The organism is Dactylosporangium darangshiense, from assembly GCF_039537565.1.
In the GTDB taxonomy this organism is placed as follows: domain Bacteria; phylum Actinomycetota; class Actinomycetes; order Mycobacteriales; family Micromonosporaceae; genus Dactylosporangium; species Dactylosporangium darangshiense.
This window is the reverse complement of sequence record NZ_BAABAT010000020.1, coordinates 185,592-198,973: the sequence shown is the minus strand read 5'-3', so window position 1 is coordinate 198,973 and position 13,382 is coordinate 185,592. Positions and strand designations below refer to the sequence as shown.

The following is a 13,382-nucleotide window of genomic DNA, read 5'->3' as shown; positions in this document are numbered from 1 at the left end:
GTGGCGAACGCGGGGTACTTCTTCATCGCGTCGGTCAGTCCGGCGTAGGTGTAGAACGAGTTCCGGCTCGGGAACATCTGGTTGAACTGGGCCTCGCTGACCACGAAGCCGCTCGTCGACCCGCCGCCGGTGTCGCCACCGCCGCCGCCACCGCAGGCGTACGGCGACCAGAACCAGGTGCTGATCGTCGGGTCGTATCCCGGGTTGTCGTGCGTGGCCTGGTAGTACAGGCCGTTGGTGTACCGAACGATCGCGCCGGTCGCGTACCACTGCCCGGCCACCCAGTTCGGGTAGCTGCACGATCCCGTGCCGCCGCCGCCACCGCTGCCGCCGCAGCTTCCGCCGTCGGTCCACACGCCGGAGCCGCCGGTGCTCGGCGCTTCGTGCTGCGTCCACCACTTGGCGGTCCAGTTGTGGCCGTTGTACGACGCCTGCATGCCGCCCGTGTACACGGTGCTGTCGGCGTAGGCGGGTGCGCAGGCGACCGCCGCGTCGGCGCCGGCCGTCGGCAGGATCGCGGCCGCGGCGGCGGCGATCGCCACGCCCGCCGTGGCCATGAAGGCGAGGAGTCGTTTCTTGGGCATGAGGTAGCCACCTTCCCGTGAGCGGCGGGTGCTCGGTGCATGGATGTTCTTCCATGTAAATTAGTAAACAAGACTTAGCTAGTTGTAAAGACTGTTTCTTGATTCCGGTGGCACGGCGTCCAGGCCGACACGATCACCGGCGGCGCTCGGCGGTCCCGTCGCGGACCCTGGCCGGCCAGGAAGATGAAGGGCCGGCTTTCTGGTGCTTTAAGTCGGGCTTTGCAGGGCTCTGTTGCGGCTCGCGGGGCGGTACCTTGCGCGGTGGTCTCTTGCTCGGCCACCGCGATCGGAAGGTTCCTACCCGTGCGATTCCAGCTCCGTGTGAAGGGCGTCCGCCTGGCGTTGGTCCTGGGGGTGATCGCGCTGGGCGGCATCGTGACCACCGCAGTCGTGGCCTCGGCGCACGGCGGATCCGACAGCTCAGTCGACGGGGCGCAGGTCGGGCAGGCCTACCTGGCGGGCGCGGGGAATCCCGACGGCGCCGGTGGGGCGAGCACGCAGGTCACCGCCACCACGAGTCCGAGTGACGCGCCGAGCACCGCGGCGTCGCCTTCCCGGGCCGCGACGAAGGCGCCGACGACCGCGACCACCACCAAGAAGCCGGGCAATGCGGCGCCCACCGCGGTGGCCGGGGTGGCCAACGCGGTGCTGGCGCACATCAACGAGCTGCGGGCGAGCAATGGGCTCCCGCCGTACACCATGAGCTCGGGGCTGGTGGCCAGTGCCCATGCGCACAACCTGCTGATGCTCAACGGGTGCGGGCTGTCGCACCAGTGCCCGGGCGAAAAAGGGCTGGGGGAGCGGATCAGCGCCCAAGGGGTCAAGTGGAACGCGCTCGGCGAGAACATCGGCTACGGCGGCGGGGTGTCCAACACCCCCGCCGCCATCACCGCGTCCGCCAATGGGCTGACGACGAGCATGTACAACGAGAAGCCGCCGAATGACGGGCACCGCAAGAACCTGCTCAGCTCCACCTACACGCATGTCGGGATCGACGTGGTCCGGGACTCCTCGGGAACGGTGTGGCTGACCCAGGACTTCTCGAACTAGGAGATCGTGCAGGCCACGCTGGGCGGGGTGTTCGTGGTGTTGTTCCACGACGCCAGGAAGCCGAACGACGTGGCGGAGCCCGGGGCGAGCGTGCCGTTGTACGTCACGTTGCGCGCCGTCACCGCGGCCGCCGACTGGGTCACGGTGGCGTTCCAGGCCTGACTCACCTGCTGGCCGTTGGCGAACGTGAACGTTGCCGTCCAGGCCGTTGAGGCGGTGCTGGATGTGTTCGTCACCGACACCTCGCCCTGGAAGTTGCCTCCCCATTGGGAGACGATCCGATAGGTGGCGGCGCACCGGGAGGCGCCGGGCGATGCCGATGCCGACGCCGACGGTGAAGGCGAGGCGGAGCGGGACGGTGAGGCCGACGGGGACGGCGATGGCGGCGCCGCGCCGAGGGCCTGGGTCAGGGCCGGGTACCAGCGGTCGGCCATCTTCTGGAAGCCGGCGTCGTTCGGGTGCACCCCGTCGACGGTGTCGGCGACCGCGTCGAAGCCGGTCCACAGGTCGGCGACGGTGATCGGGGACTGGGCCGTGGTGAGGCCGGCCGCCCAGCCGGGGATGGCGTTGTTCAGCGCGATCACGTCGGCCGGGCAGGTGGCGCAGGCGGACTGGCTCATCGGGATGATCTGGGCCACGATGATCTTGACCGCCGGGTTGTTGGCGCGCATCTGGCCGATGAGCTTGGTGAAGGCGGCCAGCTTGGTGGACAGCGGGATGTAACCGCCCCACATGTCGTTGGTGCCCAGGTGCATGAGGATGACGTCGGGGCGGGCCGCGGCGAGCCACGGCGGCAGCTGGTTGTTGTCGGCGATGCCGGTGGCGGAGTAGCCGCCGTGGCCCTCGTGGTCGAAGTCGTAGGAGTAGCCGGGGTTGCAGCCGCCGCCGTCGGAGACGCCGCCGACGAAGTCGATGTTGGTGTAGCCGCTGGTCTGCAGGCGGTGCCAGAGCTTGGCGCGCCAGCAGCCGGGGCCGGCGGTGATGGAGTCGCCGAGCGGCATGATGCGGACCGGCGCGGTCGCGGACCGGGCCGGGTGGGCGAATGCGACCGCGGCCGCGCTCAGCAGGGCGGCGATCAGGGCGGGCAGGAGTGATCTGCGCAGCATGGGAGAGCTCCTCATGAAAAGGCACGGAGAATGGCCGGGCTCCCACGGCATCGCGCTTCATCGATGGTACTCGACTGTCCAAACTGGAGCGGATCCAGGCTGTGAGGCCCTTCGATTAGGCGCGCCTTAAAAGATGTTGAAGCATTCGACTCCGGGGCCGCGGTGTTGGTAAGACCGTCCGCGGTGGACACGCAGAGGGCGGAATACGAGGCGCGGTTCCGGCGGCCGTACCGGGCGCGCGAGTCGGTGGACGCGTGGCGGGCGGCGACGATCGCGGGCTTCTGGGCCGGCCTGGCGCTGACGCTGGCGCCGTGGTGGGCGAACACGCCCGACGGATTTCTCAGCGACTCGGCGGCGTCGCTCACGGCGGCCGGGCGGATCACCGGGCTGCTGGCCGGGTACGTCCTGCTGGTGCAGGTGCTGCTCATGAGCCGGCTGGGGTGGCTGGAGCGCTGGCTCGGCGCTCGTGACCTGCTGCACTGGCATCGCGACCTGGGCGTCTTCGTCGTGGCGCTGGTCGTGGCGCACGCCGCGTTCATCACGCTGGGCTACGCCGGCTTCGAGCGGGTGGGGCCGCCGCGGGAGGTGGCGCGGCTGCTGACGGTGGACAAGTACGAGTACATGAGCGGGGCCTTCATCGGCACCGGGCTGCTGGTCGCGCTGGCGGTGCTGTCCATGCCCCGGCTGCGGCGGCGGATGTCCTACGAGGTGTGGCACGTGCTGCACCTGTCGGCGTACGTCGTGCTCGTGCTCGCCGTCGGCCACCAGTTCGCCGTCGGGCAGGAGATGTCCGCGCCGGGGATCTCGCGGTACACCTCGATGCTCTTCTGGTGCGCGGTGGTCGCAGCGGTGCTGTGGGGCCGGATCGTCGCACCGCTGCGGATGAACCTGCGCCACCGGTTCCGCGTCCGCGAGATCGTCCCCGAGGGCCCGGACATGATCTCGATCTACATCGCCGGCCGGCGGATGCGCGGTCTCGGGGTGCGTGCCGGGCAGTTCTTCCGCTGGCGGTTCCTGGACCGGCGCAACTGGTGGCAGGCGCACCCGTTCTCGATGTCCGCCGCACCCAACAACGACTGGCTGCGCCTCACCGTCAAGGTCGTCGGTGACCACACCGCCGGGCTGCGCGACCTTCGCCCCGGCACGCCGGTGTTCGTGGAGGGCCCGAGCGGCGACTTCACCGCAGACCGGCGCCGGCAGGCCCGCGCGCTGCTCATCGCCGGCGGCAGCGGCATCGGCCCGGTCCGTGCCCTGCTGGAGGAGCTCCCGCCGCGCACGGTCGTGCTCTACCGGGCCCGCAACGCCGCCGAGCTCGTCCTGCGCGCGGAGCTGGAGATGCTGGCACAGGCCCGGGACGCGCAGATCTGGTACGTCATCGGCGGTCGCGACGAGCCCGGGCCGCGGCGCGCGTTCAGCCCGGCCGGCCTGCTCGAGCTCGTCCCCGACCTCGTCCGCCGCGACGTGTACCTCTGCGGCTCGGCCGGGCTCGTGGACGCCTCGGTCATCGCGCTGCGCCGCGCGGGCGTGCCGGCGCGGCAGATCCACCTCGACCCCTTCGAGTTCTGACGTGCGCCGCGTCGGTTGGGCGTTGGCCGGGACGGGCCTGGTCACCGCGGTGCTCATCGCCGTGAAGTCGCAGGCACCGGCCCCGCTGCCGGTGTCCGCGGCGGTCTCCGAGAAGGACTCGGTGACCAGGAACTACCTGGGTGCCGTCGTCCCCAACCGCTACGGGCCGGTCCAGGTCCGCATCTCGGTCCGCGCCGGCCGGCTGGTCGACGTCGAGGCGGTCCAGCTGCCGACGGCGGCGGCCCGCGGCGTCGAGATCGGCCGGCGCGCGGTTCCGATGCTGCGCGAGCAGGCCTTGCAGCGGCAGAGCGCGGACCTGGACACCGTGTCGGGGGCGACGTACACCAGCGACGGCTACCGGCGTTCCCTTCAGTCCGCGATCGACGCCGCCCGGGCGGCCTGAGCCGCCGGCCACCAGGTCCGGCGTCCGATGTGGAGGGTCAGGGCGGGGACCAGCAGGCTGCGGACCAGCAGCGTGTCGATCAGGACGCCGGCGGTGACGATGATGCCGATCTGGATCGACGGGACCATCGGCAGGACCGTCAGGGCCGCGAACGTGGCGGCCAGGACCACGCCGGCGCTGGTGATGACGCCGCCGGTGACCGTCAGCGCGTGCAGGACGCCCGGGCGGTGCCCGACGCGGGCCGTCTCCTCGCGGGCCCTGGTCATCAGGAAGATGGTGTAGTCGACGCCCAGGGCCACGATGAACAGGAACGTCTGCAGCGGGACCGCGCTCCACAGGCGGGGGTGGCCGACGGCGTTCAGGATCAGGCCGGCGGCGCCCAGGGCGGCCGCGTAGGACAGGACCACGCTCGCTATCAGGACCAGCGGGGCCACCAGCGCGCGCAGCAGCACGATGAGGACCAGCAGGACGACCGCCAGGACCAGCGGGACGACCACGCGGTTGTCGCGGCTGGTGACCGCGTCGCCGTCGGCCTCGAACGCGGTGTCGCCGCCGACCAGGGCCTCCGACGCCGGGACCGATTGGACCGCCGTGCGCAGGCGCTCCAGAGTCTCCACCGCCGCCGGGCTGGTCGGCTCGGCCGCCAGGGTGGCCTCGATGCGGACCCAGCGGCCATCGGCGGAGCGCATCGGCTCGCCCACCCGCGCCACGCCGTCGACCTTCTCCGCCAGCGAAGCGACCTGGGCCGCGGTGCCGGCGGTCGCCGTGATGACGGCCGGCGACAGGGTGCCGCCCGGGTAGTGGCTCTCGATGAGGCGCTGGCCGGTGATCGAGCCGACCTCCTTCGTGAACGTCTCGTCGCCGGGCAGGCCGATGCTGAGGTGGCCGATGCCGGCGGTCAGCGCGGCGAGCGCGGCCGCCGTGGCGATCCAGATGACGCGGGGCCGGGCGCCGACGAAGCCGGCGATGCGCGCCCAGACCCCGTGCTCGGTCGCGGAAGCGGCGACACGCGGGATGAACGGCCAGAACACCCAGCGGCCGAGCAGGACGAGCAGCGCGGGCAGCAGGGTCGTCATCGCCGCGAGGGTGGCCACGACGGCGATCGCTCCGACCGGGCCGAGGCCGCGCGTGGCCGGGAGGTCGGCGGCGAGCAGGCACAGCAGGCCGATCATGACGGTGATCGCCGATGCGCAGATCGCCGGGAAGGAGCGGCGCAGCGCGACCGCCATCGCCTCGCGGCGGTCCTCGTGGCGGCGCAGCTCTTCGCGGTACCGCGAAATGAGCAGCAACGCGTAGTCCACGCCCACGCCGATGGCGAGGATGGTCATGATGTTCTGGCTCTGCAGGTCCACGGTCAGCCCGGCGTGCCGCACCAGCAGGTACACCACGCCGCCGGCGCACTGGCTCGCGATGCCCGCCGTCAGGAGCGGGATGAACCACAGGACCGGGCTGCGGTACGTCAGCAGCAGCAACAACGCGACGGCGGCCACGGTGGCGAGCAGCAGCGTGACGTCGAGGCCGGAGAAGGCCTCGCCCAGGTCGTCCTCGGCGCCGGCCGAACCGGTCAGCGCGGTGCGCAGCCCATCGGGGGCCTGCGCGGCGAGGCGCTGCCGGATCGGCGCGACGGCCGCGGACTGCTGGTCGTCGTCGCCGGCGAGGGGGAAGGTCAGCAGCAGCGCCTGGCCGTCGGCGGCGGGTGCGGGCTCGGGGACCGTCCCGCCGCGTGCGTAGGCGGCGAACGCGGCCCGGTCGGCGTCGACCTTGGCCCGGTCGGCGGCGGTGAGCCCGGACTCGCGCACGTACACGGCCACGGCGACGAGCGCGTCCGGCCGCGGGAAGGCGGCCGCCTCGCGGGCCGCGGCCCGGGTCGCCTCGGCCGAGGCGGGAAGCGAGCCGAGCGTGTCGTTGTTCTGCACGTTGGTGAGCTTGAGCGCGAGCGGGCTCAGCCCGGCCACGATGGCGACCCAGAGGGCCAGGGTCAGCAGTGCGGTTCGCATACCTTCGATCGAACGCACGCGGCGCGCGCCGGGCAGGAGTGGCAGGTCCCGGGCGGTGGTAGAGCTAACACCACCGCCCGGGCGCGCGCTGATGGGCGAGAATGGGGCCGTGCGCGTCTGGGTGCTGCGCGGCCTGCTGGCCGGCCTGCGCGGCCTGCTGTTCGCGGTCGGGGCGTTGGCGCTCAACGCCGCGCTCTTCGGGCTGTTCGTGGTCGGGGTCCTGCTCAGCGTCGCCGGCCTCGGGATCTTCCTCGTGCCGCTGCTCGCCGTCGTGGTCCGCGCGGTGGCCGACTACGACCGGCGGATCCTCACGCAGTGGACCGGAGTCGCGATCGCCAGCCCCTACCGGGCGCGGCCGGAGACGCTCGGGGCCTGGGGCACCTACCGCTGGGTGATGACCGACCCGGCCACCTGGCGCGACCTGCTCTGGCTGTTCCTGTCGACCTACGCCGCCGCGGCGCTGCTGATCGTGCCCGCGGCGCTGATCCTCTCCGGGACCGAGGGGATCACGGGTGTACCCGTCCTGCTCTACTACATCCTCGACTGGTACGGCTACGGCGTGTTCTGGCCCATGTCCAACGCGGTCGAGGCGGCGCTGAGCTGGCCGCAGGGCTTCGCGATCCTCGCGGCGGGGCTGACGCTCGCGCCGCCGGCCCTGCGCTGGTACGCCCGGTTCACCAACGCCCTGCTCGGGCCGACCCGCGCCGCCGCGCTGGCCCGGCGGGTCGACCACCTGACCCAGACCCGCACCGACACCGTCGACGCGCAGGCCAGCGAGCTGCGGCGGATCGAGCGCAACCTGCACGACGGCGCGCAGGCCCGGCTCGTCGCGCTGAGCATGAAGATCGGCCTCGCCGAGGAGCTCATGAACCGCGACCCGGAGGCGGCGCAGCGGCTGATGGCGCAGGCGCGGGAGTACAGCGGCCAGGCCCTCGAGGAGCTGCGCGACCTGGTCCGCGGGATACACCCGCCGGTGCTCGCCGAGCGTGGGCTGGACGGCGCGGTGCGCGCGCTGGCCCTGACCGTGCCGTTGCCCGTCGAGGTGGAGGTCGACCTGCCGGGGCGGCCGCAGGCGCCGCTCGAGTCCGCCGCGTACTTCGCGGTGGCCGAGTCGCTCGCCAACGCCGCGAAGCATGCGCGCGCCACGCGAATCCACGTGCACCTGCGGTACCACATGGACAGGCTCAGCATCGTCGTGCGCGACGACGGCCGGGGCGGCGCCGACCCCGAGGCCGGCAGCGGGCTGCGCGGCATCGGGCGCCGCCTCGCCGCGTTCGATGGCACCATGTCGGTGGACAGTCCGCCCGGCGGACCCACCACCGTGACGATGGAGCTGCCGTGCGCGTTGTCATCGCCGAGGACCTCGCCCTCCTCCGGGACGGCCTGATCCACATCCTGCAGGCGTTCGACTTCGAGGTCGTGGCGGCCGTGGACAACGGCCCGTCCCTGCTGCCCGCCCTGCTCGGGCACCGGCCCGACGTGGCGGTCGTCGACGTGCGGCTGCCGCCGACCTTCACCGACGAGGGGCTGCAGGCCGCGATCGCCGCCCGGGCCGAGGTGCCCGGCCTGCCGATCCTGGTGCTGTCGCAGCACGTGGAGCAGCTGTACGCCCGGGAGCTGCTCGCCGGCGGCACCGGCGGGGTCGGCTACCTGCTCAAGGACCGGGTCTCCAACGTCGGGCAGTTCATCGACGCGGTACGCCGGGTCGCCGACGGCGGCACCGTGATGGACCCGCAGGTGGTGGCGGTGCTGCTGGCCCGCCGCCCGCAGGCCGGCCCGCTGGACGCGCTCACCGCGCGCGAGCGGGAGGTGCTGGGCCTGATGGCCGAGGGCCGCTCCAACGCCGCGATCGCCGGGCGCCTCTTCGTCACCGACAAGGCGATCAGCAAGCACATCAACAGCATCTTCACCAAGCTCGGCATGCCGCCGTCCGACGACGACAACCGCCGCGTGATGGCGGTCCTGGCGTACCTCGACCGCTGACGGGCGCGCGTCAGTAGGGTTTGCGGCATGAAGCTGCGCGAGGACCAGGTCACGGTGGCGGGGCGCGACTGCGGTATCCGCACCGCCGTGATCGGGCCGGTCGGCGATGGTGCGTGGCCGGGCGTGTTGCTGTACACCGACATCTTCCAGCTCACCGAGTCGACGCTGCGCAGCGCCCGGCGGCTCGCGGCGGCCGGGTTCGTCGTGTGCGTGCCGGAGATCTACCCGCGCGGGCCGCTGGCCGGGGTGGCGCTCGAGTTCGACGACGCCGGCAAGCGGGCCGGGCTGGCCGGGGCGGCGGCCACCACGACCGGGCAGTTCGACGCGGACCGCATTGCGGTGCTCGACCACATGCGGCAGCGGGCGGACGTGACGACGCTGTTCGCGGCGGGCTTCTGCATCGGCGGGCACCTCGCCTTCCGCGCGGCGCTCGATCCGCGGGTCGCCGCGACCGTGTGCTTCTACCCGACCGGGCTGCACAACGGCGCCCTGGGCGCGGATGCCGACGCCGGGTCGCTCGCCGCGGCGGGGGACATCCGTGGCCGGCTGATGATCGTGTTCGGGGCGCAGGACCCGCACGTGCCGGCCGACGCGCGGGTGCGGATTCTCGCGGACCTGTACGCCGCCGGGCACGACGACCTCGAGCTGCACGTGTATGCGGGTGGCGAGCACGCGTTCATGCGCGACGTGGGAGCGCGCCACGACCCGGTCCTCACGGACCTTGCACTGGACGCGGCGGTCTCGTTCTTCCGCGGGCGCTGACCTTCGAGACCGCAAGTGGGTGGAAGGTGCCCCCTGTTGAAGGCACCGAGTGCCGCACCTTCCACCCCGCAAATGGGCTGCTTCACGCGCGTTGCGGGTTTGGGCAAGTTGTTCAACGGGCGTTTTGCGCAACGCTCAGAGGATACGCCGGGCTGATAGGTGGCTGTCAACGTCGGGCGGGCCGGGTAGTGTCCTATACTGCTGAGCAGCGTTGTTGATCGATATGTTGGCGGGGCGGTGGGGGCAGCCGTGGAGGAACGTCGCTCGCTGGCGGATCGGCTGAATCTGCTCTTCGCGACCTTCAAGCCCAACGACGGGGTCAACCGGACGCGCTCCGACGGGGAGTACTTCAACAGCGAGATCGCCGAGCGGATCAACAAGGGCGAGCTGGCCGGGCGGCTGCAGCAGGAGATGGACGCGCCGGTCACGATCAGCGGTGCGTATATCGGCGAGCTGCGCAGCGGCAAGGCCACCGATCCGCGCCTGAGCCATCTCAAGGCGCTCGCCATGGCGTTCGGCGTGCCGACCACCTACCTCGTGTCCGCCGATGACGACCCGGCGCTGGACGACGTCGAGGGCGACCTCTCACGCCTGCGCACCATGCGCGAGCTCAACGTGCAGAGGGTCGTCCTGCGCGACGTCATCGGGCGCACCGGACTCTCCTCGGCCAGTCAGCGCGCGCTCAACTCCGTGCTGGCGCAACTGCTCGAGCTCGAAGGGATCGAACATCCCGACGTGTCCGGCCGCGGGGAGCCGGAGACGCCGGCGTGACCCAGCACCTGGTGTCGGTGTGGGTACTACCGCCTCTGGAGGATGAGCGAAGCGGTGGACGGATGAGATGGGCACGGCCGCGCCGGCGCGGCAGCGTCGCCGCCGGGCTGTCCCTGCCGAAGCACGTCACCCCGGACGTCCTCTGCGACGTCGTCAGCGAGCGCGTGGGCAAGCCGATCCACCGGCTCTACGTGGCGATGCCGCCCGAGCTGCCCAGCGGCTGGGTCGCGGTGCGCGCCAACAGCCTGAACATCATCATCGACGCCGCCGCGCCGCGCTGGCTGCGCGACATGGTGCTGTGCCACGAGCTCGCCCACCTCATCCACGGGCACCACCTGCTCGAGCTCGACGACCCCGAGGCGATCCGGCGGCTGCTGCCCAACCTCGACCCGGCGGCGGTGCGCGCCACGCTGCTCGAGCCCGGCGAAAGCGAGCCGGTCGAGGGCACGCTCGCCCGCACGTGCTTCGAAGGCGCCGCCGAGCGCGAGGCCGAGGAGCTGGGCACGGAGCTGTTCGAGCTGCTCAACCCGTGGCGCGGCGAACAGCGGTGGGACGTGCCCGAGGGCGCGGCCGGCGTCATCACGCGCATCGAACGCGCGCTCGGAGACCAGGAATGAGGCCGGCGTGAACGGCGTGCTGTACCCACTGGCGGCCGCCCTCGCGTGGGTCGCGCTGGCCTACCGGCTGGTGCGGGGCCTGCGCCAGGACCCGAGGGATCCGTCGCTGTACTCCGTCGGCGCCGCCTTCGCGCTGCTGGGCGTCATCTTCACCGTGTCGACCCCCGCGGTGTGGGCGCGGATCGACCACGCGGTGGCGGTGCCCAACCTGTCGCTGCTCATCAGCCAGAGCTGCGTCATCGCGTTCTCCGGCACGATCCAGTGCATCATCATCTTCTGGACGGAGCCGCAGCCCGGCAGCTGGCGGCGCGCCCGCTGGCGGATCGTCTGGGTGCTCGGCGTCCTCGTCGCGATGGCGGTGCTGTTCACCGCCGCGAGCCGGCAGGACGAGCACCCGACCGACGCCGCCGCGACCTACGCGAACGACCCGATCTACGCGGCGTACCTCGGCTGCTACATCGCGATGGTGGCGCTCGGCTTCTCCGACATCGCCCGGCTGTGCCTGCCCTACGCGCGCGCCGCCGGGCGCGTGTGGCTGAGCCGTGGCCTGCGGCTGACCGCGATCGGCGCCGGGCTCGGCCTGCTGTACTGCGTGGTCCGCGCGGTGACGCTCGTGGAGGGCCTGGTCGGCACCGACTCGAAGCGGCTCGAGGCGCTCGTGCCGATCTTCGCCGCGCTCGGCGCGATGCTCGTCATCGTCGGCCTGACCCTGCCGTCCTTCGGCCCGCGGCTGTCGCGCATCGCGGCCTGGCACGTGCAGCGCCGGTCGTACCGGCAGATGTACCCGCTGTGGGAGGCCATCGCGGTCACCGTCCCCGAGGTCGTGCTGGACCCGTCGGCCTCGCCGGCCCGCGGCGTCGTGCGCCACGTGGAACGGCGGCTGCGCCGGCGGGTGGTCGAGATCGGCGACGGCATCCGCCAGCTGCGACCGCACATGGACGACACCGCGGCCGCGGCCTCGGCGGCGGGCACCGCCGCGCAGATCGTGGCGGCCTGCATCGCGTACGAGACGGAGCGCCGCGTCGAGGCGCAGGGCGGCGACGAGGAGCAGCGGCGGGCGCGATGGGACGCCTGGCGCGCCGCGCTGCCGGCCACCGCCCGGCCGGCGGATTCGGCGGACGCCGGACCGCAGGCGCCCGGCGTCGACCACGAGGACTTCTTCGCCGAGGTGCGCTGGCTCGTCGCCGTCGCCCGGGCAATGCGCGCATCAGAGTTGCCAGTCGCCGGAAGCGACCAGATCGGGAGTAGGACATGACCACCGCAGCGATGGACGCGCTGCTCGCGGATCCGCACGGCTTCTACGCGACCCTTCGCGAAAGCGGCCCGGCGCATCAGGTGACGCTGCCCGACGGTTCGCCGATCTGGCTGCTGACCCGCTACGAGGACGTCCGCGCCGCGCTCGCCGACCCGCGGCTGTCGCTGGACAAGCGCAACTCCTCCGGCGGCTGGGCCGGCTTCTCGCTCCCGCCGCGGCTCGACGCCAACCTGCTCAACATGGACGCGCCGGACCACACCCGGATCCGCCGGCTGGTCGCGCCGGCGTTCACGCCGCGCCGGGTCGAGGCGCTGCGCCCGAGCATCGAGCGGACCGCGAACGACCTGCTCGACCGCCTCGCCGCGGACGCCGAGGCGGACCTGCTGACCGGGTACGCCACGCCGCTGTCGATCGCGACGATCTGCGAGCTGCTCGGCCTGCCCGACGCGGACGCCGACCGGATGCGCGCCTGGACCAACACCCTCATGAGCCCGCCGCCCGACGACCCGAAGGCGCCGGCCCGCGCGGTCATGGCGATCGAGGGGTTCCTGGTGGACCTCATCCGCCGCAAGCGCGCCGAGCCCACCGACGACCTGCTGACCGCGATGATCACGGCGCACGACGCCGACGACCGGCTCAGCGAGGAGGAGCTCACGTCGCTGGCCTTCCTGACGATCTTCGCCGGCTACGAGAACTCGATCAACCTGATCGGCAACTGCGTCCTGGCCCTGCTGCGCCGGCCGCAGCTGCTCGACGACGTCCGCGAGGACGCCGGCCTGCGCCGCGCGGCGATCGACGAGACGCTGCGGCACGAGCCCGCGGCGCAGCTGTCGATCCGGCGGTTCGCCCGGGAGGACCTGACCTATGACTCTGTCGCGATCCCGAAGGGCGCGACGGTGCTGCTGAGCCTCGCCGCCGCGAACCGGGACCCGTCGGTCGTCGAGGACCCGGACGAGTTCCGGCTGCGCCGCCCGAGCGCGCCGCACCTGGGCCTGGGACACGGCCCGCACCACTGCCTGGGCGCGGCCCTGGCGATCCTGGAGACCGACGTGGCCGTGGGCGAGCTGCTGCGCCGCTTCCCGCGCCTGACCTTGGCGGAGGCGCCGGACGGGCCGGCCTGGCGCCGCTCGTTCCGCAGCCGCTCCTTGGCCACGCTGCGCGTGGCTCTGAAGCACTGAAAGGGACCGGCATCCACGGGGGAAGACGCCGGTCCCACCGATCACTTTACGGCATATGAGCCGGATGTACCAAGGTCTATCGATCGGGTGGTCTTGTTCACAGCCGGGAC

At 72.4% G+C, this 13,382-nt stretch carries 13 protein-coding genes; 10 read left to right on the top strand and 3 right to left on the bottom strand.

Annotated features, from left to right (window positions below):
* Positions 1–584 (bottom strand): carbohydrate-binding protein (locus ABD901_RS31960; protein ID WP_345132346.1); only part of this gene is annotated, 584 nt, incomplete at its 3' end.
* Positions 585–887: 303 nt separating this feature from the next.
* Between ABD901_RS31960 and ABD901_RS31955 the strand changes: the two genes are divergently transcribed.
* Entirely contained in the window at positions 888–1,634 is a 747-nt protein-coding gene (locus tag ABD901_RS31955; protein ID WP_345132343.1) for a CAP domain-containing protein, read from the top strand.
* Here the strand turns inward: ABD901_RS31955 and ABD901_RS31950 are convergent.
* Entirely contained in the window at positions 1,631–2,740 is a 1,110-nt protein-coding gene (locus ABD901_RS31950) for a cellulose binding domain-containing protein (protein ID WP_345132341.1), read from the bottom strand. The two genes, ABD901_RS31955 and ABD901_RS31950, sit on opposite strands and share 4 nt — an antisense overlap.
* Before the next feature lie 183 nt (positions 2,741–2,923).
* Here ABD901_RS31950 and ABD901_RS31945 point away from each other — a divergent pair, with 183 nt between their 5' ends.
* The gene (locus tag ABD901_RS31945; protein WP_345132339.1) at positions 2,924–4,306 is read left to right on the top strand and encodes a ferredoxin reductase family protein; all 1,383 of its coding nucleotides are present in this window, start codon (positions 2,924–2,926) and stop codon (positions 4,304–4,306) included.
* Between the two features lies 1 nt (position 4,307).
* Positions 4,308–4,709 (top strand): FMN-binding protein, encoded by a 402-nt coding sequence (locus tag ABD901_RS31940; RefSeq protein ID WP_345132337.1) that lies wholly within the window; start codon positions 4,308–4,310, stop codon positions 4,707–4,709.
* On the opposite strand, the gene ABD901_RS31935 is transcribed toward ABD901_RS31940, so the two are convergent.
* Positions 4,676–6,706 (bottom strand): MMPL family transporter, encoded by a 2,031-nt coding sequence (locus tag ABD901_RS31935; protein ID WP_345132334.1) that lies wholly within the window; start codon positions 6,704–6,706, stop codon positions 4,676–4,678. The two genes, ABD901_RS31940 and ABD901_RS31935, sit on opposite strands and share 34 nt — an antisense overlap.
* Positions 6,707–6,815: 109 nt before the next feature.
* Here ABD901_RS31935 and ABD901_RS31930 point away from each other — a divergent pair, with 109 nt between their 5' ends.
* The 7 genes from ABD901_RS31930 (at position 6,816) to ABD901_RS31900 (ending at position 13,272) form a co-directional block, all read left to right on the top strand.
* Complete coding sequence (locus ABD901_RS31930; RefSeq protein WP_345132332.1) at positions 6,816–8,093, top strand: sensor histidine kinase; 1,278 nt, start codon at positions 6,816–6,818, stop codon at positions 8,091–8,093.
* Complete coding sequence (locus tag ABD901_RS31925; RefSeq protein ID WP_345132329.1) at positions 8,045–8,689, top strand: response regulator transcription factor; 645 nt, start codon at positions 8,045–8,047, stop codon at positions 8,687–8,689. Before ABD901_RS31930 ends, ABD901_RS31925 begins: the two co-directional genes overlap by 49 nt.
* A gap of 27 nt (positions 8,690–8,716) precedes the next feature.
* Complete coding sequence (locus ABD901_RS31920; protein ID WP_345132327.1) at positions 8,717–9,451, top strand: dienelactone hydrolase family protein; 735 nt, start codon at positions 8,717–8,719, stop codon at positions 9,449–9,451.
* A 249-nt stretch (positions 9,452–9,700) separates the two neighbouring features.
* Complete coding sequence (locus ABD901_RS31915; RefSeq protein WP_345132325.1) at positions 9,701–10,222, top strand: hypothetical protein; 522 nt, start codon at positions 9,701–9,703, stop codon at positions 10,220–10,222.
* A 62-nt stretch (positions 10,223–10,284) separates the two neighbouring features.
* Positions 10,285–10,839 (top strand): M48 family metalloprotease, encoded by a 555-nt coding sequence (locus ABD901_RS31910; RefSeq protein WP_345132323.1) that lies wholly within the window; start codon positions 10,285–10,287, stop codon positions 10,837–10,839.
* A gap of 7 nt (positions 10,840–10,846) precedes the next feature.
* A complete protein-coding gene (locus tag ABD901_RS31905; protein ID WP_345132321.1) occupies positions 10,847–12,094 on the top strand; it encodes an MAB_1171c family putative transporter in 1,248 nt (415 codons plus the stop codon).
* The gene (locus ABD901_RS31900; protein ID WP_345132318.1) at positions 12,091–13,272 is read left to right on the top strand and encodes a cytochrome P450 family protein; all 1,182 of its coding nucleotides are present in this window, start codon (positions 12,091–12,093) and stop codon (positions 13,270–13,272) included. The genes ABD901_RS31905 and ABD901_RS31900 overlap by 4 nt, the downstream gene beginning before the upstream one ends.
* The last annotated feature ends 110 nt before the right edge of the window (positions 13,273–13,382 follow it).